Annotated in this window: 20 protein-coding genes; 17 read left to right on the forward strand and 3 right to left on the reverse strand. The window is 70.8% G+C overall.

Annotation, left to right across the window (positions count from 1 at the left end):
- Positions 1 to 4: 4 nt before the first annotated feature.
- From ACR2FV_RS17740 to secA, 13 genes are all read left to right on the forward strand, one after another.
- On the forward strand, positions 5 to 895 hold the full coding sequence (locus ACR2FV_RS17740) for a tryptophan 2,3-dioxygenase (protein WP_434017032.1): 891 nt from the start codon (positions 5 to 7) through the stop codon (positions 893 to 895).
- Complete coding sequence (locus ACR2FV_RS17745) at positions 892 to 2,145, forward strand: kynureninase (protein ID WP_434017033.1); 1,254 nt, start codon at positions 892 to 894, stop codon at positions 2,143 to 2,145. The genes ACR2FV_RS17740 and ACR2FV_RS17745 overlap by 4 nt, the downstream gene beginning before the upstream one ends.
- Positions 2,146 to 2,156: 11 nt before the next feature.
- Positions 2,157 to 3,566, forward strand: coding sequence for a mycothione reductase (gene mtr / locus ACR2FV_RS17750; protein ID WP_434017034.1), 1,410 nt, complete (start codon positions 2,157 to 2,159; stop codon positions 3,564 to 3,566).
- Positions 3,556 to 4,539, forward strand: coding sequence for a cation diffusion facilitator family transporter (locus ACR2FV_RS17755; RefSeq protein WP_434017035.1), 984 nt, complete (start codon positions 3,556 to 3,558; stop codon positions 4,537 to 4,539). Before mtr ends, ACR2FV_RS17755 begins: the two co-directional genes overlap by 11 nt.
- A 54-nt stretch (positions 4,540 to 4,593) precedes the next feature.
- Positions 4,594 to 6,051 (forward strand): adenosylhomocysteinase, encoded by a 1,458-nt coding sequence (gene ahcY, locus ACR2FV_RS17760; RefSeq protein ID WP_434017036.1) that lies wholly within the window; start codon positions 4,594 to 4,596, stop codon positions 6,049 to 6,051.
- A 24-nt stretch (positions 6,052 to 6,075) separates the two neighbouring features.
- Entirely contained in the window at positions 6,076 to 6,753 is a 678-nt protein-coding gene (gene mtrA / locus ACR2FV_RS17765) for an MtrAB system response regulator MtrA (RefSeq protein ID WP_434017037.1), read from the forward strand.
- A 10-nt stretch (positions 6,754 to 6,763) separates the two neighbouring features.
- Positions 6,764 to 8,386, forward strand: a complete 1,623-nt coding sequence (mtrB, locus tag ACR2FV_RS17770) for an MtrAB system histidine kinase MtrB (RefSeq protein ID WP_434017038.1) — start codon at positions 6,764 to 6,766, stop codon at positions 8,384 to 8,386.
- Positions 8,383 to 10,161 (forward strand): LpqB family beta-propeller domain-containing protein, encoded by a 1,779-nt coding sequence (locus tag ACR2FV_RS17775; protein WP_434017039.1) that lies wholly within the window; start codon positions 8,383 to 8,385, stop codon positions 10,159 to 10,161. Before mtrB ends, ACR2FV_RS17775 begins: the two co-directional genes overlap by 4 nt.
- 91 nt (positions 10,162 to 10,252) lie before the next feature.
- Complete coding sequence (locus ACR2FV_RS17780; protein ID WP_434017040.1) at positions 10,253 to 10,960, forward strand: ComF family protein; 708 nt, start codon at positions 10,253 to 10,255, stop codon at positions 10,958 to 10,960.
- 228 nt (positions 10,961 to 11,188) lie between these two features.
- The gene (gene hpf, locus ACR2FV_RS17785) at positions 11,189 to 11,875 is read left to right on the forward strand and encodes a ribosome hibernation-promoting factor, HPF/YfiA family (protein ID WP_434017041.1); all 687 of its coding nucleotides are present in this window, start codon (positions 11,189 to 11,191) and stop codon (positions 11,873 to 11,875) included.
- Between the two features lie 63 nt (positions 11,876 to 11,938).
- Positions 11,939 to 13,153, forward strand: coding sequence for a winged helix-turn-helix domain-containing protein (locus ACR2FV_RS17790; RefSeq protein WP_434017042.1), 1,215 nt, complete (start codon positions 11,939 to 11,941; stop codon positions 13,151 to 13,153).
- Positions 13,154 to 13,260: 107 nt separating this feature from the next.
- A complete protein-coding gene (locus ACR2FV_RS17795; RefSeq protein WP_434017043.1) occupies positions 13,261 to 16,461 on the forward strand; it encodes an ExeM/NucH family extracellular endonuclease in 3,201 nt (1,066 codons plus the stop codon).
- Between the two features lie 17 nt (positions 16,462 to 16,478).
- Positions 16,479 to 19,235 carry a preprotein translocase subunit SecA gene (secA, locus tag ACR2FV_RS17800; RefSeq protein WP_434017044.1) on the forward strand — a complete coding sequence of 919 codons (2,757 nt, stop codon included), beginning with the start codon at positions 16,479 to 16,481 and terminating at the stop codon, positions 19,233 to 19,235.
- A gap of 21 nt (positions 19,236 to 19,256) precedes the next feature.
- Here the strand turns inward: secA and ACR2FV_RS17805 are convergent, their stop codons facing one another.
- Positions 19,257 to 19,778, reverse strand: coding sequence for an Rv3235 family protein (locus ACR2FV_RS17805; RefSeq protein ID WP_434017045.1), 522 nt, complete (start codon positions 19,776 to 19,778; stop codon positions 19,257 to 19,259).
- Positions 19,775 to 20,596: a LysM peptidoglycan-binding domain-containing protein gene (locus ACR2FV_RS17810; protein WP_434017046.1), complete on the reverse strand. Its 822-nt coding sequence runs from the start codon at positions 20,594 to 20,596 to the stop codon at positions 19,775 to 19,777. The genes ACR2FV_RS17805 and ACR2FV_RS17810 overlap by 4 nt, the downstream gene beginning before the upstream one ends.
- Before the next feature lie 126 nt (positions 20,597 to 20,722).
- Between ACR2FV_RS17810 and ACR2FV_RS17815 the strand changes: the two genes are divergently transcribed.
- Positions 20,723 to 21,286: a hypothetical protein gene (locus ACR2FV_RS17815; RefSeq protein WP_434017047.1), complete on the forward strand. Its 564-nt coding sequence runs from the start codon at positions 20,723 to 20,725 to the stop codon at positions 21,284 to 21,286.
- Here ACR2FV_RS17815 and ACR2FV_RS17820 read toward each other — a convergent pair.
- On the reverse strand, positions 21,277 to 21,507 hold the full coding sequence (locus ACR2FV_RS17820; RefSeq protein WP_434017048.1) for a helix-turn-helix domain-containing protein: 231 nt from the start codon (positions 21,505 to 21,507) through the stop codon (positions 21,277 to 21,279). The two genes, ACR2FV_RS17815 and ACR2FV_RS17820, sit on opposite strands and share 10 nt — an antisense overlap.
- A gap of 218 nt (positions 21,508 to 21,725) precedes the next feature.
- On the opposite strand from ACR2FV_RS17820, the gene ACR2FV_RS17825 reads away from it, so the two are divergent.
- The 3 genes from ACR2FV_RS17825 to ACR2FV_RS17835 all read left to right on the forward strand — a co-directional run bounded on the left by ACR2FV_RS17825 (position 21,726) and on the right by ACR2FV_RS17835 (position 24,256).
- Positions 21,726 to 22,391, forward strand: a complete 666-nt coding sequence (locus ACR2FV_RS17825) for a hypothetical protein (RefSeq protein ID WP_434017049.1) — start codon at positions 21,726 to 21,728, stop codon at positions 22,389 to 22,391.
- Positions 22,388 to 23,740, forward strand: a complete 1,353-nt coding sequence (locus tag ACR2FV_RS17830; RefSeq protein WP_434017050.1) for an AAA family ATPase — start codon at positions 22,388 to 22,390, stop codon at positions 23,738 to 23,740. Before ACR2FV_RS17825 ends, ACR2FV_RS17830 begins: the two co-directional genes overlap by 4 nt.
- Positions 23,741 to 23,815: 75 nt before the next feature.
- Positions 23,816 to 24,256: a DUF6912 family protein gene (locus tag ACR2FV_RS17835; RefSeq protein ID WP_434017051.1), complete on the forward strand. Its 441-nt coding sequence runs from the start codon at positions 23,816 to 23,818 to the stop codon at positions 24,254 to 24,256.
- Positions 24,257 to 24,286: the final 30 nt, after the last annotated feature.

Raw genomic sequence — 24,286 nt, forward strand, 5'->3', positions numbered from 1 at the left:
CGGCGTGACCTCCCGCCGCGAGCTCGAGGCAGACATCGAGCGCGACTTCGGGCGCAGCCTGTCGTATGCGGAGTACCTCGACCTGGAGCGCCTGCTGTCGGCGCAGCACACCCGGGCCGTGCCGCCCCGGCACGACGAGATGCTGTTCATCATCCAGCACCAGACCTCCGAGCTGTGGCTCAAGCTGATGCGGCGCGAGCTGGTCTCGGCTCGCGAGCTGATCCGCGCCGATCGGCTCCCGCCCGCGTTGAAGCGGCTGGCCCGGACCAAGGCGATCCAGACCACCCTGATCCAGCAGTGGTCGGTGCTGGCGACGCTGACCCCGAGTGAGTACGCCCAGTTCCGCAGCTTCCTGGCCACCGGCTCCGGGTTCCAGTCCTGGCAGTACCGCGCGGTGGAGTTCCTGCTCGGCAACAAGAACGCCGAGATGCTTCAGGTCTTCGAGCACGACCCGCAGGTGCACGCCCAGCTCACCGCATACCTGGACGAGCCGGGTCTCCACGACGAGGTGCTCGCGTGGCTGGTCAGGCAGGGGTATGCCGTGCCGACCGCCGTGCTGCGCCGCGACTGGCGTCAGCCCTACACCCCGCACCCTGGCGTGGTCGACGTACTCGCGGACATCTACGCCGAGCCCGCGCAGCACTGGGGGGTCTACGAGCTGTGCGAGGAGCTGGTCGACATCGAGGACAACATGCAGTTCTGGCGGTTCCACCATCTGCGCACCGTGCAGCGGATCATCGGGAGCAAGCCCGGCACCGGCGGCTCCTCCGGGGTGCCGTTCCTGCGCCGGGCGCTCGACCTCACCTTCTTCCCCGAGCTCTATGAGGTGCGCAGCCGGATCCAGGACGTCACGCCCGCGGGCTACCACGACCACCGGCCGGGGGAGGGGCCATGAGCGCCGACACCGGTGCCGGGGACGCCCGGCGCGCGGCGGCAGCGCTGGACGCAGCCGACCCGCTGGCCGCCTTCGCGAGCAGGTTCGAGACCGCGCCCGGGGTGCGGGCCTACTTCGACGGCAACTCCCTGGGTCGTCCGGTCGCCGGACTGGCGCAGCGGATGGCGAGCTTCGTGCGCGAGGACTGGGGCACCCGGCTGATCCGCGGGTGGGACGAGGGGTGGATGCACCTGCCCGAGCGGCTGGGTGACCGGATCGGCGAGGTCGCCCTGGGTGCCGGCCCCGGGCAGACCGTGGTCGCCGACTCCACCACGGTGCTGCTCTACAAGCTGCTGCGGGCCCTGGCCGACGCCCAGACCACCGCGGATTCGCGGCGCACCGAGATCGTCCTCGACACCGACAACTTCCCGACCGACCGCTACCTGGCGGAGGGCGTGGCCGCCGAGCGGTCGATGCGGCTGCGCTGGATCGAGACCGATCCCGACACCGGGGTGCGCCCCGAGCAGGTCGCCGAGGCGGTCAGCGAGCGGTGCGCGGTCGTGCTGCTCAGCCACGTGGCCTACCGGTCCGGCTGGGTGGCCGACGGTGCGGCGATCACGGCGCTGGCGCACGACGCGGGTGCCCTCGTGCTGTGGGACCTGAGCCACTCGGTGGGCGTGGTGCCGGTGGACCTCGACGCGTGGGCGGCCGACGCGGCGGCCGGGTGCAGCTACAAGTACCTGTGCGGGGGGCCGGGCGCACCGGCCTTCGGCTATCTCGCGCAGCGGCACCAGGCCTGGGCACGGCAGCCGGTGCAGGGATGGATGGGTCGCCGGCACCCCTTCGAGATGGGCCCCGGCTACGAACCGGCGCCGGGCATCCGGGGTCTGGTCAGCGGTACTCCTCCGGTGGTGGCCATGGTGCCCGTGCAGGCCGGGGTCGAGCTGCTCGCCGAGGCCGGCCTTGGCGCCGTCCGTGCCAAGTCGCTCGCGCTGACCGACTTCGCCTGGGAGATCGTCGAGTCGTGGCCGGCCGAGCTGGGGGTGGCGATCGCCTCGCCGCGGGAGCACCGGCACCGCGGCGGCCACCTGACGCTGCGGCATCCCGGATTCCAGGACGTGCTGGCCGAGCTCTGGGCCGACGGGGTGGTGCCGGACTTCCGGCACCCCGATGCGCTGCGGATCGGGCTGTCCCCGTTGTCGACGACGTTCGCCGAGGTCGAGACCGGTCTGGACCGGGTGGGTGCTGCCTTGTTGCGGTCCGCCCGGTAGCCTGGTTCGTTGTGCGTGCCTCCCACTTCGACCTGGTCATCCTCGGCAGCGGTTCCGGCAACTCCCTGGTCACCCCTGAATTCGAGGGCAAGCGGGTGGCCGTGGTCGAGCAGGGCACCTTCGGCGGCACCTGCCTCAACGTCGGGTGCATCCCGACCAAGATGTTCGTGTATGCCGCCGAGGTCGCCACCTCGATCCGCGAGGCCTCCCGCTACGGCATCGACGCCATGATCGACCAGGTGCGCTGGACCGACATCCGAGACCGGATCTTCGGCCGGATCGACCCGATCAGCGAGGCGGGACGCGACTACCGGCTCACCGGTCCGACCACGGCATACCTGGGCCGGGCCCGCTTCGTCGGCCCTCGCGAGCTGGAGATCACCGACCTGCCCGGCGGCGAGAGGGCCCGGATCAGCGGGGACCAGGTGGTGGTGGCCACGGGTAGCCGGCCGCGGGTGCCGGACGTGGTGCTGGACTCCGGGGTCGACTTCCACACCTCCGACACCGTGATGCGGATCGACACACTTCCCGCCTCGATGGTGATTCTGGGGGGTGGCTACATCGCCGCGGAGTTCGCCCACGTCTTCTCGGCCCTCGGGGTGCAGGTGCACATCGTCAACCGGGGCGACCGGCTGTTGCGCGCCCAGGACGAGCAGATCAGCGCGGCGTTCACCGAGCAGGCGCGCGCTTCGTGGGATGTGCATCTGGGGGTCAGGGCCGCTGCCCTGCGCACGCTCGCCGGCGGGGGAGTTCACCTCGACCTCACCGACGGCACGAGCATCGAGGCTGGGTTGCTGCTGGTGGCCACCGGGCGCAAGCCCAACACCGACGACATGGGCCTGGACCGCGCGGGGATCGAGTGTCACGACGACGGCCGGGTGATCGCCGACGAGCACGGCCGCACGACCGCCGAGGGCGTCTGGACCCTCGGTGACGTGTCCTCGCCCTACCAGCTCAAGCACGTCGCCAACCACGAGGCCCGGGTGGTCGCCCACAACCTCGCCCATCCGCAGGACCTGCGGCGGGTCGACCATCACGCCGTCCCGGCGACCGTGTTCACCCATCCCCAGCTGGCCTCGGTGGGGATGACCGAGAGGGAGGCACGCGAGGCCGGCCACGACGTCACGGTGAAGGTCCAGCCGTTCGGGGACACCGCATACGGCTGGGCGATGGAGGACACCACCAGCATCTGCAAGCTCGTCGCCGACCGCGACACCGCCCAGCTGCTCGGGGCGCACCTGATGGGTCCGCACTCCTCCAGCCTGATCCAGCCGCTGATCCAGGCGATGAGCTCGCGCCGCCCGGTGCACGACCTGGCGCAGAGCCAGTACTGGATCCACCCGGCCCTGGCCGAGGTCGTCGAGAACGCGCTGCTCGGTCTGGACCTGCCCGGCCCTTACGATGGTGCCCATGTCGACTGAGGGCGGGACCAAGGCAGTCATCGCCGCGCTGCTGGCCAACTCCGGGATCGCGGTCACCAAGTTCGGGGCCTGGCTGCTGACGGGCGCGAGCTCGATGCTGGCTGAGGCGATCCACTCGGTGGCCGATGCGGGCAACCAGGGCCTGCTGCTGCTGGGCGGTAAGCGGGCCCAGCGGGAGGCCACCAGCGAGCACCCGTTCGGCTACGGGCGGGAACGCTACGTCTACTCCTTCATCGTGGCGATCGTGCTGTTCAGCGTGGGCGGGCTGTTTGCGCTCTACGAGGCCTACCACAAGTACGAGTCGGTGCACGCGGGCGAGCCCGACAAGCTGCTGGAGAGCCAGTGGTGGTGGGTGCCGATCTTGGTCCTGAGCGCCGCGATCGTGATGGAGACGTTCTCCTTCCGCACCGCGATCAAGGAGAGCAACCACGTGCGCGGCTCGAAGTCCTGGGTCCAGTTCATCCGCCGGGCCAAGTCCCCGGAGCTGCCGGTGATCCTGCTCGAGGACCTCGCCGCGCTCGTCGGCCTCGTGCTGGCCCTGATCGGGATCGGCCTGAGTCTGTTGACCGACAACGCGTACTGGGACGTCGCCGGCACCGCCTGCATCGGCCTGCTGCTCGTGACCGTGGCGATCATCCTGGCCATCGAGATGAAGTCGCTGCTGCTCGGGGAGTCGGCCACCCCGGAGAACAACAAGACCATCCGCTCGGCCCTGCAGGGCGAGGGCTCCGTGCGGGAGACCGAGGTCATGCACCTGCGCACCCTGCACATCGGGCCCGAGGCGCTGCTGGTGGCCGCCAAGCTGCGCGTCGACCGGGGCGAGCGGGGCGAGGACATCGCTGCGCAGATCAACGCCGCCGAGAAGCGGGCCCGCGACGCGCTGCCCGACCTGCAGCTCACCATGTATCTGGAGCCCGACCTCGGACACCAGGACGCCGAGACCGCCCCCAGCTGGGACGCCGGCAAGACCTGACCGAGCCCTCGACACTTCCGCACGACCCCCACGACGAAGGATGCTGCATACCTCATGACGTTCGACTTCAAGGTCGCCGACCTTGCCCTTGCCCCGGCCGGGCGCCACCAGATCCGGCTCGCCGAGCACGAGATGCCCGGCCTGATGGCCCTACGCGAGCGGTACTCATCGAGTCGCCCGCTCGCCGGTGCCCGCATCGCCGGCTCACTGCACATGACGGTGCAGACGGCCGTGCTCATCGAGACCCTGACCGCCCTGGGGGCGGAGGTCCGCTGGGCCTCCTGCAACATCTTCTCGACCCAGGACGAGGCCGCCGCCGCGGCCGTCCTCGGGCCGGAGGGATCGGTGGACAGCCCGCAGGGGGTGCCGGTCTTCGCCTGGAAGGGCGAGACGCTGCAGGAGTACTGGTGGTGCACCACCCAGATCCTGATGTGGCCGGACGGCAGCGGTCCCAACATGATCCTCGACGACGGTGGGGACGCCACCCTGCTGGTGCACAACGGACGCTCGTGGGAGCAGGCCGGCGTGGTCCCGTCCGAGGCGGCCGACGACCCCGAGGAGTGGAAGGTGATCCTGGCCACGGTGCGCGACTCGATGGCCCAGGACCCGACCCGGTGGACCACGGTCGCCGAGGGCATCCGCGGGGTCACCGAGGAGACCACCACCGGGGTGCACCGGCTCTACCAGATGATGGAGGAGGACCGGCTGCTCTTCCCCGCGATCAATGTGAACGACTCGGTCACCAAGTCCAAGTTCGACAACAAGTACGGCACCCGGCACAGCCTCATCGACGGGATCAACCGGGCCACGGACACCCTCATCGGCGGCAAGACCGTGGTCGTGTGCGGCTTCGGTGACGTGGGCAAGGGATGCGCCGAGGCCATGGCCGGGCAGGGTGCCCGGGTCGTGGTGACCGAGGTCGACCCCATCTGTGCCCTGCAGGCAGCGATGGAGGGTTATCAGGTCGCTCGCCTGGAGGACGTCCTGGCCAGCGCCGACTTCTTCATCACCACCACCGGCTGCCTCGACGTCATCACCGCCGAGCACATGCGAGGCATGAAGAACCAGGCGATCGTGGGCAACATCGGTCACTTCGACAACGAGATCGACATCACCGGGCTGTCCCGGATCCCGGGTGTGCAGCGCATCGAGATCAAGCCGCAGGTGCACGAGTGGATCATCCCCGGCCAGGGCGAGGAGTCCGAAGACCAGCATTCGATCATCGTGCTCTCCGAGGGTCGGTTGCTGAACCTCGGCAACGCCACCGGGCACCCGAGCTTCGTGATGTCCAACTCCTTCGCCAACCAGACCCTCGCCCAGATCGAGCTCTTCACCCGTCCGGAGGACTACCCGCTGGGGGTGCACGTCCTGCCCAAGGAGCTCGACGAGGAGGTCGCCCGGCTGCATCTGGAGGCGTTGGGTGCCGAGCTGACCGAGCTGACCAAAGAGCAGGCAGAGTATCTTGGGGTGGATGTGAACGGCCCCTACAAGTCCGATCACTACCGCTACTGAGGCACTCCCCGTGAGGTGGTTTGCGTGAATCCCCGTGTCCTCGTCGTCGACGACGACCAGGCGTTGGCCGAGATGCTCGGCATCGTCCTGCGCAAGGAGGACCTCGACGTAGCGCACTGCGCGGACGGTGGCCGGGCGATGACGATGTTCCGCGAGTACCGGCCCGACCTGGTCCTGTTGGACGTCATGCTGCCGACCCTGGGCGGCGTGGAGGTATGCCGACAGCTGCGGGCCGAGTCCGGTGTCCCCATCGTGATGCTCACGGCCCGGACGGACACCCAGGACGTCGTCTCCGGGCTCGAGGCCGGGGCCGACGACTACGTCGTCAAGCCGTTCAAGCCCCAGGAGCTGATGGCCCGGGTCCGGGCCCGCCTGCGGCGACTGGACCGGCACCGCGAGGAGCGGCTGCAGATCGGCGACCTGGTGATCGACGTAGCGGGACACTCGGTGACCCGGGGCGAGGAGGTGGTGCCGCTGACGCCGCTGGAGTTCGACCTGCTGGTCGCGCTGGCCGGCAAGCCGACGCAGGTCTTTGACCGCGAGTCGCTGCTCGAGCAGGTCTGGGGCTACCGGCACGCGGGTGACACGCGGCTGGTCAACGTCCACGTCCAGCGGTTGCGCTCCAAGGTGGAGAAGGACCCGGACAACCCGCAGATCGTGGTGACGGTGCGTGGTGTCGGATACAAAGCAGGCGGGAGCTGACCCTGGACCGGTGGCGCGGGCCGGGGCCCGGGTCGCCGGCTGGTGGCAGTCCTCGTTGCGCGTCCGGGTCATCGTCTCAACCATGGTGCTGGGCACCGTGCTCACCACGTTGATCGGCACGCTGCTCTACCAGCGGGTGGCCAACGGGCTCGTGGACCAGGCCGTCGCCAACGCCGAGGCCGACGCGGCCAGTCAGGTGCAGCTGGCCCAGGAGCAGCTGGACACCACCGACCGCCGCGACGACGGTGGGCTGTCGGAGGCCGCATACGAGATCATCAACCAGATGGCCCCTGGCGCGCAGCGCGATCAGCGGCTCGCGGTGCTGACCCGGTCTCTGGACAACGAGCGGGACGCCCGGATCACCTCGGTGACGCTGGGCGGGATCGGCACGTCCGTCGTCCCGCTGCCCTTGCGGGAGGCGCTGAGCCAGGACCCGAACCTGCAGCAGGTGTTCGTCACGCGTCTGCAGGCCTCGGATCGGGCCGACCAGGCGCCGGTGGTGATGGTGGGCTCCCGGGTGCAGATCCCGCGCGCAGGTCCGCACGACCTGGTGCTGATCTATCCGATGGACCGTGAGCAGGAGATCCTCGACCTGATCCGGGAGTGGTTCCTCGTCGGAGGGGTGCTCCTGCTCCTGCTCGTCGGGGGCGTGGCCTGGTTGGCCACCCGACTGGTCACCGAGCCGGTCGGTCAGGCGGCCGCCGTCAGCCAGGACCTGGCGCGCGGCGAGCTCGACGAGCGACTCCCGGTGCGCGGGACCGACGAGCTCGCGCAGCTGGCCATGTCGTTCAACACCATGGCCGACGGGCTGCAGCGACAGATCCAACAGCTGGAGCAGCTGTCCCAGGTGCAACAGCGGTTCGTCTCCGACGTCTCGCACGAGCTGCGCACCCCCTTGACCACGATCCGGATGGCGGGGGAGATGCTGCACCTGTCCCGTGCCGACTTCGCGCCGCCGGTGGCCCGGTCGGCCGAGCTGCTGCACGGCGAGCTGGACCGCTTCGAGGAGCTGCTGGAGGAGCTGCTGGAGATCAGCAGGTACGACTCGGGGACCACCGTGATCGAGGCGGTGCCGGGCGATCTGCTCGCCCTGACCCATGAGGTCCTGGCGACCGTCGCGCCGTTGGTGCAACGATCCGGCAGTGTCGTCCGGGTGAGGTGTGACCAGTCGGGGATGCCGGTGCAGATGGACGCGCGCAGGATCGCCCGGGTGCTGCGCAACCTCGTCGTCAATGCGCTCGAGCACGGGGAGGGCAAGCCCATCGACATCCGGTTGCGCCGCTGCGGCGACGTCGTCGTGCTCTGCGTGCGCGACCACGGCGTGGGGCTGGCGCCGGAGGAGTTCGAGCGGGTCTTCGAGCGCTTCTGGCGCGCAGACGCGGCCCGGACCCGGACCACCGGGGGCACCGGGCTCGGTCTGGCCATCGCCCGTGAAGACGCGGCGGCGCACGGTGGTGGGCTGCACGCCACCGGGCGCCTCGGTCAGGGTGCCTGCTTCCGCCTGGTCCTGCCCGTGACCCAGAACCTGACCTCGGGCGAGGCCCTCGAGGTGCCCTGCGCCGAGCAGTGGGAGACGCCCCGGTCCGGGAGCGGCCGGGTCACTGCGGGGCAGCGGGGGGCGCCGCGCCGATGACCTCGCCCCCTCGCGTCCTGTGCCGGCTGGTCGTGGCCCTGCTCGTCGGACTGCTCACGCTCACGGCCTGCACGGGTCTGCCCACCGACCGCTCCCCGCGCCCGGGCGAAGCCGTGCTCGGGCAGCCCCGCCAGCTGGTGCAGGCCCAGCCCGACCCTCCCGTGCCCGGAGCCAGCCCGCAGCAGGTCGTCCGCGGGTTCCTCCTGGCCAGCGTGGGCTTCGCCGACGGTTATGAGGTGGCCCGGACCCACCTGACCGAGGGGTTGAGCGAGTCCTGGGTCCCCACCGACCACGTGCTGGTCCTGGACGGAGAGCCCGACTACGAGGCGGTCGACGAAGGCGAGATCGAGGTCAGTGCACTGGCTCGGGGGGAGCTCGACGGCGACGGCCTGCTTCGGGAGTTTCCCGCGGAGACCACCCGAGCGGGATCCTTCTCCCTCACCCTGGTCCAGGGGGAGTGGCGCATCGAGTCCTTCCCCGAGGAGTTCGGTCTGTGGCTGTCGGCCAGCGACTTCGAGCGGCAGTTCCGCACCGCTTCCATCGGCTACGGCGCAGGCACCCAGGACGTGCTGGTGCCGGACGTGCGGTACTTCGCCCGGGACGACGGACTGCCGACGGCGCTGGCCCGCGGAGTGTTGGACCCGGTGCCCGACTACCTGGCGGGCGCCGTGGTCACCGCGCCGGACGACCAGACCGAGCTGATCGCCGGGTCGGTTCCCGTGGACGCGGCGAGCGGGGTGGCAACGGTCAACCTGCGGGCTCCAGGGTTGGGGGAGGACCCCGAGATGATGAGACTGCTGTGGGCACAGCTCGTCTACGCCCTCACCCAGGCAGGTGGGGTGCGCTCAGTCGACCTGCAGCTCAACGGCACCCCGGTCCAGGTGCCCGGCCTCCGCTCCCCGGTTGCCTCGGTGACCGACCTCGGCTACCGGGATGTCGACCCGGCCGTGGAGGTCGCCGTGCTGCGGGTGCGCGAGGAGCTCACCCCCGTCGATGCGACCAACTACGCACTGGACAACCTCTCCGCCGCGCGGGCCGACGACCTCGACCTGCCGCGACCCTCGGTGCGCTGGGAGGCTTTGGCCACCAACGCCGGGCTCGATGAGTTCGCCGCGATCAGCCGCGACCATGCGACGCTGTGGCGCTGGCGTGGGGATCAGGAGGTCTCGAGGGAGGAGATCGGCACCGACCTGTCGCCGCCTGCCTTCGACCGCACAGGAGCACTCTGGGTCGCCGGGCAGTCGGCCACCGGCCCGAGGGTCTGGGTGCTCGACCGAGGTGACCCCCTGGACGCCGTGGCCCGGCGGGTGCAGACCCCCTGGTTGCAGGCGGGCACGCTCGTGCAGGACCTACGCCTCGCCCCGGACGCCCAACGTGGCGTGGTGTTGCTGCAGGACGAGTCGAGCGGGCGGCAGAGCGTCGGCGTCGTCGGGGTCGTCCGTGATCGCGACGGCACCGCGCTAGCCCTGACCGAGCCGCGCCCGGTCGCGCGGGACCTCGAAACGGTGAGCACGGTCGCCTGGGCCACATCCACGTCGCTGGCCGTGCTGGGCATGGCCGCGCAGGAGGAGATCCTCACCCCATACCAGGTGCCGTTGAACGGCTGGATCGGTGAGCTTCCTGCCGAGTCGTCGTCCCAGCAGCTGCGCGCCGTCCCCGACGGAGAGGGGGCCGAGCTGTTCCTGGTGACCACCGACGGGAAGATCTTCAACCGGTCCGGGGGCGGGTGGTACTCCTACCGCAACGGCGATGCCCTGATCGTGCCGGTCGGCTGAGCCGGGGCTGTCCACAGTCCGCCCGGACGGCTGCTGCCGGCACGCGGCAGGTGACAGGCTGTGTGGCGTGCCTGGACAGGGAGCCAGAGGTGTGTTGCCGGTGCTGCAGGGTCTGCTCGACCTGGGGCTGCCGGTGGTGTGCGCCGGCTGCGCGGCAGGTGGGGCGCGCCTGTGCGGTGACTGTCGGAGGGTCCTCGGTCGGGCGGAGCCCGCGCGGTGGTGGCCCACGCCGGCGCCGCGGGAACTGCCTCCGACGTGGTCCTGCCTGCCGTACGAGGGGGCGGTGCGCTCCTGCGTGGTGGCGTGGAAGGACGAGGACCGGGTGGACCTGACCGGTGTGCTCGCGGCGGTGCTGGCCGGCGGGCTCGCCGCAGCCCTGCGTGGTGGTCCCGGGATCCGCGCCGGTCTGCGCCGCGGCAGGCAGGTGTATGTCGTGCCGGCTCCCTCCGCTCGGGCCGGGACCGCGCGGCGCGGTCGGTGGCCGGTTCAGGACCTGCTGGCCCGTAGCCTGCGTGCCGTTGCCGCAGAGCCCGAGGTTCAGGCTCTGCCCGCTCTGGGGCTGTCCCGGGCCGTGGCCGACCAGGCTGGGCTGGGCGCGCGGGAGCGGGGAGCCAACCTGCGCGGCGCGATGACGGTGTCCGCCCGCCATACCGCGTCGGTGGACGGCGCCCTGGCCGTGGTGGTCGACGACGTCGTGACCACTGGCGCAACCTTGAGCGAGGCCGCCCGTGCACTGCGCGCTGCGGGCGCCGCGGACGTCGTCGCGGTCACCCTGGCCGCCACCCACCGGCACGCCTGATGGTGCGTCGTGCACGAGGTCAGCACGACGGCGATGACGAAGATGACCGGGGTCATCACCAGAATGACATCCCGGCGGGCATCGGCAGGGCGGTCTAGGGTGGGGTGCATGGGACACCCCCCGTCGTCGACGCCGCACCTGCTCGGTGCGAGGGCTGGGGGGTGGGGCCAGACGCGATGAGGGCAGCGCACCAGCCCCGGACCCCGAACCCTCTTCAAAGGAGCACCCATGGATGTGACCGTGACCGGACGGAGGAAGGCGGTCTCCGACCGCTTCCGCCGTCATCTCGACGACAAGCTCGACAAGATCCCCCAGCTGGCCCCCAGCGTCTCGCGGATCGAGGTGGTGCTGACCACCGAGGCCAACCCTCGCCTGGCCAAGAGCAGTGAGCGCGTGGAGATCACCTGCTACATCAAGCGCACCGTCGTGCGCGCCGAGGCCAGCGCCGACGAGGAGTATGCCGCGCTCGACCTCGCGATGGGCAAGCTCACCGAGCGACTGCGCCGGGCTCACGACAAGCGGCGGATCAGCCGCACGGGCAAGCATCGACCGGCGTCCGTCGCCGAGGCGACGTTCGGTCTGCCGACCGAGCCGCTGGTCGAGCCGGAGGAGCAGGAGGCCCCCACGGCCGAGGAGGCCGTCGACCGGGATCTGGGGACCGAGGGCAACAGCCCGATCGAGCTGCGCGAGAAGACCCACTCCTCCGCCCCCATGTCGGTGGGCCAGGCGCTGAGTCAGATGGAGCTCGTCGGTCACGACTTCTACCTCTTCCACGACTCCGACTCGGGCACGCCGAGCGTCGTCTACCGCAGGCGCGGCTGGTCCTACGGTGTGCTTCGCCTCGACGGAGTCGACGACGCCGACCACGCGAGCGAGACCACCGACAGTCGTGTCCAGCCGGCTGCCGCCGGCTGACTCGACGACGGGCGGGGCAGGGTGCCCGCCCGATGTCGGTGCTCGGGCCTAGGCTCCAGCGACGTGACCCCGACGCTCAGCGTGGCCCAGGCTCGCCGCATCGCGCTGGCCGCGCAGGGCTTCGGTCGCCCGACGCCCGCGGGACCGGTGACGCGCCGGCACCTGGTGGGCACCGCAGCCCGCCTCCAGGTGGTGCAGATCGACAGCGTCAACGTGCTGGCGCGCAGCCACTACCTGCCGTTCTGGTCCCGGCTGGGCTCCTACGAGCAGGCCGGCCTCGACGCGCTCCGGGATGGCAGGTCCCACGGCACAGGCGAGGTCCCGACCGCGAAGGGCCGGGCCCTCGTCGAGCACTGGGCCCATGAGGCGAGTCTGGTGCCGGTCACCACCTGGCCCTACCTCGGCTACCGGTCGCGAACGCCAAGGGTGCAGGGCTGGAGCGCCGAGATCGAGGATCGCCACCCGGGTCTGCTCGAGGCCGTGCTCGACGTCGTTGCGGTTCACGGCCCGCTCACCGCCCGGGCCGTGGAGCAGCATCTGCCGCACGGCGCGCAGCGCCGCACCGACGGATGGGGCTGGAACTGGTCGGCCGTCAAGACGTGCGTCGAGCACCTCTTCCTGCTGACCCGGGTGACCAGCGCGGGACGCACGGCGCAGTTCGAGCGCCGGTATGCCATGCCTGAGCACGTCCTGCCCGCGGAGGTCCTCGCCCGGGCCCCCGGTCAGGGAAGCGCGCCCGATGACCAGGAGTGCGCCGTGCAGCTGATGCGCCGGTCGATCCGCGCACACGGGATCGGCACCGAGCCGTGCTTGCGCGACTACTTCCGGTTGCGACCGGACCGCTCCCGCGAGGCACTTGCAATTCTGCTGCACCAGGGGGAGGTGGAGCCGGTGGCGATCCGTGGTTGGGACCGGCCGGCCTACCTCGACCCGACCGCGCGCCGCCCCCGCTCCGTGCGCGCCCGAGCACTGCTCAGTCCGTTCGACTCGCTGATCTGGCAGCGCGAGCGCACCGAGCGACTCTTCGGCTTCCGCTACCGGCTCGAGATCTACGTCCCCGCCGCCCGCCGGGTGCACGGCTACTACGTGCTGCCCTTCCTGCTCGGTGATCGACTGGCTGCCCGGGTGGACCTCAAGGCCGATCGTGAAGGGGGCCGACTGCTGGTGCGCGCCCTGCACCTGGAGCCGGACGCCCCGCCGGACACCCTGCGGGAGCTCTACGCCGAGCTGGATGCGCTCGCGCAGTGGCTGGGCCTCGCCCGGGTGGCACTCCCGTGAGCGTCACCCAGATGTCATCCCTCGTTCGTCTGGCGCTGCTGCACGAGCAGTGACTGTGCCCTAGTCTCGGTTCGTCCGAGCGTCCTCGACCAACCTGCGGAGCGACCATGCCGAAGGCCCCCTCGCCCACCCGTCTGCTCCCCGCGCTGATCGGCGTGCTCGGCCTCGCCGGTGCCGGGGTGCTGGTGCCGGTCACCGCGACCGCCCAGGAGCCGGCGGACCTGATCATCAGCGAGTATGTCGAGGGCAGCGGCAACAACAAGGCGGTCGAGCTCTACAACGGGACCGGGGCTCCGGTCGACCTGAGTGGGTACGTGCTCGAGGTCTACTTCAACGGGGCCACGGACACCACGCCGGTGGCGCTCACGGGCTCAGTGGCCGACGGCGACACCTTCGTCCACGCCCACGAGGACCTGGCGAGCCTCGCCGACCAGACCGCGACCGGCGGATTCTGGAACGGCGACGACGCGGTGGTGCTGCGCGGGCCCGGCGGCGTGGTCGACTCGCTCGGCCAGGTCGGGGTCGACCCCGGATCGGCCTGGACCTCCGGTCAGGTGAGCACCCAGAACATGACGCTGCGCCGGATGGCCTCGGTGTGCGCCGGCGACACGGTCGTCGACGACGCCTTCGACCCGGCCGCCGAGTGGACCGCGTTCGCCCGGGACACCTTCGACGGTCTCGGGGCGCACACGACCGACTGCTCGGGCACCGCGCCACCGCCGCCGCCTCAGGACTGCGGCGAACCGGCCACCGTCATCGGGCAGGTCCAGGGCCCCGGGGAGCAGACCCCGTTGGCCGGGCAGAGCGTGAGTGTCGAGGGGGTCGTGGTCGGCGACTTCCAGGAGGGCGGCTTCAACGGCTACTACGTGCAGGACGGCGGTGACGGCGACCCTGCGACGTCCGACGGGATCTTCGTCTATGCGCCCTCCGGGGCCGACGTCGGCCAGGGTGACCGAGTGCGGGTCACGGGCACCGCCGGCGAGTTCAACGAGATGACCCAGATCTCGGCCTCCGAGGTCCAGGTCTGCGCCGTCGGGGCCACGCTGCCCGGGCCGGTGGCGGTGACGCTGCCCACCGACGACGCCGAGCTGGAGAGCACGGAGGGGATGTACGTCACGCTGCCGCAGTCCCTGGCGATCCTGGAGTACTTCAACTACGGGCGCTTCGGCGAGATCGCGCTGGGCACGGACCGTCAGTTCCAGCCCACGGCGGTCTTCGAGCCCGGCTCGGCCGACGCGGAAGCCCTCGTGCAGGCCAACGCGCTGTCCCGGATCACACTCGACGACGGGCGTAGTGCGCAGAACCCCGATCCCGCGATCCACCCCAACGGCGAGGAGTTCACGATGGACAATGGGTTCCGCGGGGGCGACCTGGTCACCGACGCGACCGGCGTGCTGGACTACCGGTTCGACCGCTACCGGGTGCAGCCGACCCAGGGGGCGGAGTTCACCGTGGCCAACCCTCGCCCGGACGTGCCGGGCGTTGGGGGCAACACCACCATCGCGAGCTTCAACGTGCTCAACTACTTCACCACGCTCGGAAGCCGCGGGGCGGACGACGCGGAGGAGTTCGAGCGCCAGGAGGCCAAGATCGTGGCCGCACTGACCCGACTCGACGCCGACGTGGTCGGGCTGATCGAGATCGAGAACAACGGCACGGCGCTGACCACCCTGGTGCAGGCGCTCAACGAGCAGGCCGGGGCCGACACCTACGCCGAGATCACCACCGGACCGGTCGGCACCGACGAGATCACCACGGCCTTCGTCTACCGGCCGGCCCGGGTGAGCCCGGTCGGCGACTTCGCGACGCTGACTTCGGCCGACGACCCCCGGTTCCTGGACAGCAAGAACCGGCCCGCCCTGGCCCAGACCTTCCAGGACAACGAGACCGGCGGTGAGGTGACGGTCGCCGTCAACCACCTGAAGTCCAAGGGGTCATCGTGTGATGACGTCGGAGACCCGACGGATCCGGACGGGCAGGGCAACTGCAACGGCGTGCGCACCGACGCGGCAAGGGCACTGGCCGACTGGCTGGCCGGAGACCCGACGGACTCGGGGTCGTCGGAGTCGCTGATCATCGGCGACCTCAACTCCTATGACTTGGAAGACCCGATCGACGTGCTGCGTGAGGCCGGCTGGACCGACCTGCTGCGCCAGGAGCGGGGCGAGCGCGCCTACTCCTACGTCTTCGACGGGCAGCTCGGCTACCTTGACTACGCCCTGGCCAGTCCCAGCGCCCTGCCCGAGGTGACGGGCAGCGCCGCGTGGCACATCAACGCCGACGAGCCCAGCCTGCTCGACTACGACACCTCCTTCAAGAAGGACGCGCAGGACGCGCTCTACGCCCCGGATGCCTACCGCTCCAGCGACCACGACCCGATCCTGGTCGGGATGGATCTGCAGCCCGTGCAGCGTGCGGTGGACCGGCTCGAGGGGGTCGACCGCTACGCGACCGCCGCGGACATCGCCCGCGAGCTCGGACCTGTGGACACGGTCTACGTCGTCAGCGGGCAGGTCTTCCCGGACGCGCTGTCCGGAGCGCCGCTGGCGATCCGCGAGGACGCCGCGGTCCTGTTGACCGAGGACGACGACCTTCCGGATGCCAGTGCCGCTGCGCTGACCGACCTGGACCCCGAGCAGGTGGTCCTGCTCGGCGGGGAGCGCCGGATCGGCCTCCCCGTGGTGGCCGAGATCACCGCTCTGACCGGCGCCGCGCCGGCTCGGATCGCCGGGACCAACCGCTACGACACAGCGGCCCGGATCGCCGAGCGCTGGGATCCCGCCGACGTCGACACCGTCTACCTGGCCTCCGGGGAGGTGTTCGCCGACGCGCTGGCTGCCGGCCCGCTCGCGGGGGTCGGCAACGACCCGGTCCTGCTCACCGAGGACGAGGAGCTGCCCCCGGAGACTGCGGCCGCTCTGGAGGAGCTGGCGCCCGATCGCATCGTCGTCCTCGGCGGAGAGGCCCGGATCGACTACGCCGTGCTCGTGGCCGCCTCGGCCTACGCAGCCGACACGTCCCGGCTGGCCGGCAACGACCGATACAAGACGGCAGTGATGATTGCCGCCCTCATGCCGGAGTCGGAGCGGGTGCTGCTGGCCTCGGGACAGGACTTCCCCGACGCGCTGGGCGGCAGTGTGCTGGCGGGACGGATCCCGGCGCCACTGCTGCTGACCCGACAGGACCGGCTGATGGACAGCACCGCACAGGCGCTGCTCGAGCTGGACCCGACGAGGATCACGCTGCTGGGGGGTTCGGCCGCCCTGAGCACCGACGTGAGTGACGCCGTGCGAGCCCTGTGGCCATGAGCGCTTAGCCTAGGGGTGTGCCCAAACTCTTCGAGAAGATCCTGCGCGCCGGCGAGGGCCGCATCACCCGCCGCCTCGAGGCCGTGGCCCAGCAGGTCAACGCCTTGGAGTCCGACTTCGAGGCGTTGACCGACGCCGAGCTGCGCGCGGAGACCGAGACGTTCAAGCAGCGCCTGGCCGACGGTGCGGAGCTCGATGCTCTGATCCCGGAGGCGTTCGCCGCTGTTCGCGAGGCGTCCAAGCGCACTCTGGGCAAGCGGCACTTCGACGTCCAGCTGATGGGTGGTGCGGCGCTGCACTGGGGCAACGTGGCCGAGATGCGCACGGGTGAGGGCAAGACCCTGGTGGCCACCCTGCCCTGCTATCTGAACGCGCTGACCGGCGACGGTGTGCATGTCATCACCGTCAACGACTACCTGGCCGAGTACCAGGCCGAGCTGATGGGGCGCGTGCACCGAGCGCTGGGCCTGGAGACCGGGGTGATTCTGTCCTCGATGACCCCGGCCCAGCGCCGGGAGGAGTACGCCAAGGACATCACCTACGGCACCAACAACGAGTTCGGCTTCGACTATCTGCGCGACAACATGGCCTGGTCGCTGACCGACATGGTGCAGCGCGGGCACCATTTCGCGATCGTCGACGAGGTCGACTCCATCCTCATCGACGAGGCCCGCACGCCGCTGATCATCAGCGGACCGGCAGACCAGGCGACCAAGTGGTACAACGAGTTCGCCCGGCTCGTCCAGCGGCTCGACCGCGGTGAGGACGGTCAGGGCGACTACGAGGTGGATGAGAAGAAGAAGACCGTGGGGGTGCTGGAGTCCGGGATCGAGAAGGTCGAGGACTACCTCGGGATCGACAATCTCTACGAGAGCGCCAACACCCCGCTGATCGGCTACCTCAACAACGCGATCAAGGCCAAGGAGCTGTTCAAGCGCGACAAGGACTACGTCAACGTGGACGGTCAGATCATGATCGTCGACGAGCACACCGGCCGGATGTTGGCGGGCCGGCGCTACAACGAGGGGATGCACCAGGCGATCGAGGCCAAGGAGGGGGTGGACATCAAGAACGAGAACCAGACGCTGGCCACCGTCACCCTGCAGAACTACTTCCGGATGTACGACAAGCTGGCGGGGATGACCGGCACGGCGCAGACCGAGGCGGCCGAGCTGCACCAGATCTACAAGGTGGGCGTCGTCAGCATCCGGACCAACCGGCCGATGGTCCGAGCGGACCGATCCGACCTGGTCTACCGCACCGAGGAGGCCAAGTTCGACGCCGTGGTCCAGGACATCGCCGACCGCCACCAGGACGGTCAGCCGGTCCTGGTGGGCACGACGAGCGTGGAGAAGTCGGAGTACCTCTCCGGGCAGCTGCGCCGGCGCGGCATACCCCACGAGGTGCTCAACGCCAAGCAGCACGCGCGGGAGGCGGCGATCGTCGCCGAGGCCGGCCGCAAGGGCGCCGTGACGGTCGCCACGAACATGGCGGGGCGCGGGACCGACATCATGCTCGGCGGCAACCCGGAGTTCATGGCGGTCGAGGACCTGCGGCGGCGGGGGCTTGACCCGCACGAGACACCGGAGGAGTACGAAGCGGCGTGGGACGAGGCTGAGCAACGGGCCGAGGCCGGGGTCGCGACCGAGCACGACGAGGTCAGCGACGTGGGCGGGCTCTACGTGCTGGGCACGGAGCGGCACGAGTCCCGCCGGATCGACAACCAGCTGCGTGGTCGTGCCGGGCGTCAGGGGGATCCGGGTGAGAGCCGGTTCTACCTGTCCCTGCAGGACGACCTTATGCGCCTGTTCAATGCGGCGATCGTGGACCGGGTGATGACCACGGCAGGCATGGAGGACGACGTGCCCATCGAGTCCAAGGTAGTCAGCCGCTCCATCGCCTCCGCCCAGACCCAGGTGGAGGCCCAGCACTTCGAGACCCGTAAGAACGTCCTGAAGTACGACGATGTGCTCAACCGCCAGCGTGAGGTCATCTACGAGGAGCGGCGCAAGGTACTGGAGGGCGAGGACCTGCACGAGCAGGTGCGGCACTTCGTCAACGACGTGGTGACCGACTACGTGCACGCCAACAGCGCTCAGGGCTTCGCCGACGACTGGGACCTGAGCGAGCTGTGGAGCCAGCTGGGCCGGATCTACCCGGTGGGGATCACGGTGCAGGAGGTCGAGTCGGCCGCCGGTGGTGCTGCAGCGCTCACCCCCGAGCTGCTCCTGGAGCAGCTCACCTCCGATGCTCAGCACGCCTATGACGATCGCGAGGTGAGCGTCGGGGAGGACCTCATGCGCGACGTGGAGCGACGCGTCGTGCTACAGGTGCTGGATCGCAAGTGGCGCGAGCACCTCTATGAGATGGACTACCTCAAGGAGGGCATCGGCCTGCGGGCGATGGCCCAGCGAGAGCCCCTGGTGGAGTACCAGCGGGAGGGCTACCAGCTGTTTCAGGCGATGATGGAGTCCATCAAGGAGGAGGCGGTGCGCTTCCTCTTCCACGCCGAGGTCACCCGGGCCGACGGCGCGGACCAACCCGGCACGGCCGGCGAGGGCGGGGTGACCCTGGACGCCGCGAGTGCTGCCGCCACCGCGGGCGCGGCAGGGCGGACCGGCCGGCCCGCAACCTTGACGTACTCGGCACCCAGCGAGGACGGGTCGGTCAGCGAGCATGAGGTCGGCTCCGACGGCGCTCCGCGTACGCGGGCGGAGGCTCGCGGCCACAACCGAGCCGAGCGACGCAAGTCCGCCAGATCCTCCAGGTCCTAGGGCCTGCGGTGGGGGCGGGGGTCAGCCGAGGTCGAAGACCGTGATCAGCCACCGACGGTCCACGCCGACCATGCGCACCGCCACGGCCCGCACCCGTCCTCCGTGGGTGACTACGGCCGAGATCTCGACGACGCCGTCCGCGGGGGCACACGTGAGCACGGTGCGGACCGTGTTGGGGTGGCAGGGGCGACCTCTGCGGCGACGCGCCAGCAACCCCCGCCGGGACAGCCGGTCGCGGATCTCCGGGGTCAGCCACCGGCTCAGCTGAGCGGCTGGGCGCACACCGTCGATGATCTCCAGCGCCACCCGGATCATCTGCCGGGCCCACGGCCCCGGGTCCGGCAGCTCTCTGGCGGTGGTGGCCTGCGGCCCGAAGAAGTCATCCTCGCGTGCGGGGTCGAAGTCGACGGCGAGGGTTCCCTGCACGTAGGCGCCCTCGAGCGCCGACGGGTACGCCCGGCCCCAGTCCTCCGGGTGCAGCTGGACGACGGGGGGTTCGGTGCGGGGGATCGGCCGCACTCGCAGGGCGGCAGCGCCAGTCATGGCAGGGCTCCCTCGCGGGACGTGGCCGGCGGGTGCAGCTGCTGGCCGGGCAGGATGAGGTCCGGGTCGGGTCCGATCACGTCTCGGTTGGCGGCATACCACGCCGGCCAGGCCTGCGCCACCTGCTCGATCGTCGCCGACCCGCCGAGCCGGTCGGCAGCGATGGACCACAGCGTGTCGCCCCGCCGCACCGTGACGAGGAAGTCGTCGTGCTGGCCGCGGGCCACCAGGGTGACGTCGGCCCCCGCTGCGTGGTCGCGGGAGGCAGGAAGCCAGCCGGGGACCGGGATCCCGACGCCGGTGCAGTTGGCGTCACTGCCCTGCGCATCGTGGCCGTCAGGCTCCTCGGCATCGTCTTGGCTCTGCCGCGCGTCGCTTATCTCGCCGACCGAGCTGGTGGAGGAGATCTCCGAGCCTGCGTTGACGAAGCCAGGTCCGGCTGCGGCGGAGGAGGGGCCCGGGCTGGTGAAGGTCGCGACCAGCAACGCCGTGGCCACCCGAGAGGCCAGGGCATGAACCCGGGGAGGCAGGGCGCGACGGACGACCTCGTCGTGCTCGGCCCGCCGCCCTGGAAACACCGCGGCCGTGCCCGCCGCCAGGATCGCGGTCAATAGGGCCCACGCGGTGGCTGCCGCCAGCCGGACGAGGACAAGGGTCCCCTCCAGGATGGGCGCCGGAGCACTGAGCGACCACAGGGTGGCCGCATCGGCCAGGACGGCGCTCCACCAGGTCCACGCGGTGGCCAGCATGACGCCGGTCAGCGTCACGCCGAGGACCGCGGCCGGCCAGGAGCCGCACCGGACTGCTCGAGGGTCCATCCTAACCACTACCCTTCAGTTGCGTCCATTTGCGGTTGTTTGCAGTTATTTAAGTCGCTTTGCTGCGTTTTGGCAAGGGCTGTGGATACCGGGTGCGGTGGCTGCCGTGCTGCCAGACTGGACGGCATGCGATGGAGTCGCTTCTTCGACGACCTGGAGGCCCAGCTTGCGCGGCAGGACCAGGCGGAGCTGGCCGCCGATGCCGCCGAGCACGCCCGCGCGGCCCACTCACGGACCGACCTGGTGCAGCGACTGGTGGCCAGCGGTTCGGCTCCGTTGACCCTGACCGTCCAAGGCGCCGGCCAGCTCAGCGGCGTGCTCAGCGAGGTTGGCTCCGACTGGTGTGTGCTGCGCACCGACATCGTCGGGCCGCAGCGGCGCCAGGACGTGCTGGTGCGGCTGCCCACGGTGCTGCGCATCCAGGGACTGCCCGTGCACGTCGACCAGCGCGAGGGAGCGGGCCAGCGACGCTTCGCCCTGGGATCAGCTCTGCGCGCCCTTGCCCGCGACCGGTCGGTGCTGAGGCTGACCGATGTCGGCGGCGGGCAGCAGAGCGGCACCATCGACCGGGTGGGCAGGGACTACGTGGACCTGGCCGACCACGCTGCCGACCTGCCCCGCCGCGCGGAGGCGGTGCGCTCCTGGCACAGCGTGCCGCTGTGGGCGCTGGCCACGGTGCGTCAGATCTGAGGTCCGGATTCCTGACCCTCGCCGCGGGCGATGAAGGCCCTTGTGTCGTCGTACATCCGCTGGATGTAGGCCTCGAGCTCGGAGCGCTCGACGCGCCAGACCCCACGACCACCGACCTTGATCGCCGCGAGATCCTGGCTTCGCACCAGCGACTTGGCCTGGGCCAGGGTGATGTTGAGCGTCTCGGCCACGTCGGTCAGCGTGAGAAAGCGTGCCTCCATGATGTCCTCCACCCGGCCGGGGTCGCGCTGCGACTGCTGATCGCCCTCAAGTCTAGTGATCGACGGCCTGCACGGTTGCTGCCCTGTGGACAAGCTGGCGAGACGGGCCCTGTGGACAAGCTGGCGAGACGGGCCGTGCGGACTCCATAATGGCGGGAAGTGGTCGTGTCGTGAGCGGCTGCGGGACAAAGTGGGGCAGTACCAGGAAGGTGAGCCTGATGTCAGAGGTCTCCGTGCCGACGGCACGACGACTGCACCGTCCCAACTGGCGAGACGCCAGGCTGGTGATCGGTGTGCTGCTGGTGCTGCTGTCCGTCCTCGGAGGCGCGCGCCTGATCGCCTCCTTCGACGACTCCACACCGGTGTATGCCGCAGCCCGGCCGCTGCTGCCCGGCCAGGAGGTCTCCGAGCAGGACCTGACCAGCATCTCGGTGCGGCTGCAGGACACCGCTGGGCGCTATGTGGACGCCGCCAGGCCGGTCCGGCCCGGCACCTTCGTGCTGCGCACCGTGCAGGTGGGTGAGCTGCTGCCCCTCTCTGCCGTCGGCAGCGCCCAGCAGGTGAGCGACAAGACCGTCACGGTGCCGATCGACCCCGCCGCCGCGTCCACCCTCGACGTCGGGAGCGTGGTCGACATCTGGGTCAGTCGGCGGGACGACGAGGCCCCAGGGACTCGCTACCTCGATCCTGAGCTGCTGGTGCAGCAGGCATTGGTCGCCGACGTGCCGGCCGATCCCGGCGCGCTCGGCATGGGCGTCGGGCGCGCGGCCGTGCAGGTGGTCGTGCCCGCCGCGGATGTGGCGGCGGTGATCTCCAGCGTCGACCAGGAGGCTCGACTGACGCTGGTGCCGGCACCCGGTCCGACCGCCGGATCGGGACGGTGAGCCTGCCCGCGCTCACCGCGGTGACCCACCGTTGGGAGAGCGAGCTCGCCGGCCACCTGGGGCGCAGCGCCCATGTGCATGTGGCGCGACGCTGCGCAGATCTGGCTGAGCTGTTGGGGTGTGCCGCAGCCGGCATCGGGCAGGTCGCCGCGGTGTCGGTCGACCTCCGGGGACTGGACGCCTCAGCCCTGGCCGAGCTTCGCCAGCAGGGGGTGCGGGTGCTGGGGGTCCATCCGCCCGGGGACGAGGCGGGTCTGCGCACGTTGCGTCGCTGGGGGGTGGCGGCGGTCGTCAGCGCAGACGCCGAGGCAGCACAGATCGAGCAGGTCCTGGCGTTGCTGGTGTCCGCGCCGGCCGTGTCATCCGCCGGGGCTGGTGCGCAGGGGGAGCGCGCGCTGCTCCTGGACGCCCAGGCGCCCGCCGAGCGCCTCGCGGACTCCACACCGCAGCCGGCGGGGAGCGGCTCGGGGACACCGCCGACGGACCCCGACGTCGAGGCCGGGGACCGACGAGGGCGGGTCGTGGCGGTGTGGGGGCCGACCGGGGCACCCGGCCGGACGACGCTCGCCATCCACCTCGCGGCGGCACTGGGCACCGCCTCCGCTCCCTCGATTTTGGTGGACGCCGACACCTACGGCGCCTCGGTCGCCCAGGTGCTCGCCGTGCTGGACGAGGCCCCCGGGCTGGCGGCTGCGGTGCGAGCGGCCGACCAGGGTGTGCTCGATCGCGCGTCCCTCGCGCGACTGGCTCCGCTGGTGCAGCCTGGTATGCGGGTCCTCACCGGCCTTCCCAGGGCAGACCGATGGCCTGAGCTGCGCGAGCACGCTGTCGCGGACGTGCTCGCCCAGTGCCCCTTGTTGGCTGCCTGGACCATCATCGACACGGGCTTCTGTCTCGAGCGTGACGAGGAGCTGAGCTATGACACCTCGGCTCCGCGGCGCAACGGTGCGAGCCTGGCGAGCCTGGCGGCCGCAGACGTGGTGGTCGTGGTCGGAAGCGCAGATCCCGTAGGTCTGCAACGGCTCGTGCGCGCTCTGGACGACCTGCGCGCGCACGTGGTGGTGCCGGTGCACGTCGTGGTCAACCGCGTGCGGTCCGGATCGGTGGGCAGGGACCCGGATCGCCGGGTCAGGGAGTCGCTGCAGCGGTTCGCGGGCCTCGACCGGGTGCACCTGATCCCGGATGACCGGGAGGCCCTGGACGCGGCGGTGCTGCACGGACGCACGTTGAGCGAGACTCGGCCGGGCAGTCCGGCATACCGAGCGGTGCTGGACCTCGCCGGGGAGCTGGCCGGTGTCCCCGGCCCCTCCCGGCGCCGGGACCTTGGCCGGCGCAGGCGACGGCGATGAGTGAGAAACGACGCCCGTCTGCGACCATGACCGGGTGAACGTGCATTGCTGCCCGTCGCCCGGGTCGGAGAACTGATGGTTGAGCTGGTGCGGGTGTATGTCCCGCTGCGTCCCCATCAGGTCCGCGAGCTGGTCGACGAGGGCCGGCTCGCGGCTCCGCTGTTCGGTGTGTCCACCGCAGGAGCGCCGGAGCACGACACCGATCTGCAGGAGGAAGCGGCGCTGCAGCATGCAGCCCGGCTGGCGTTGGCGACTGAGGAGCCGGTCATCATCGCGGCCGCCGACGTCAGCGCCGAGGTCGCCACCGGGACGGCGGGTCGCGCCGCCGGTGTGGAGCCGCGGGCATCCGAGGTCCTCGAGGTGACGGTGCCCGGTGACATCGCCCTGGCCAGGGTGGCTGCCCTGCTGGTCGGCGACGATGTGCTCGGGACGCAGCCGGCCGTTGTGGATCGGGGCAAGGTCGAGCTGTCCTGGTACGACACCACTGAGCTGACCCAGCTGGTGAGCCTGCTGTGACCAGGCGAGACCCTCAGCGCCCGCGCTGAC

This window comes from Ornithinimicrobium sp., from assembly GCF_051004135.1.
GTDB lineage: Bacteria > Actinomycetota > Actinomycetes > Actinomycetales > Dermatophilaceae > Ornithinicoccus.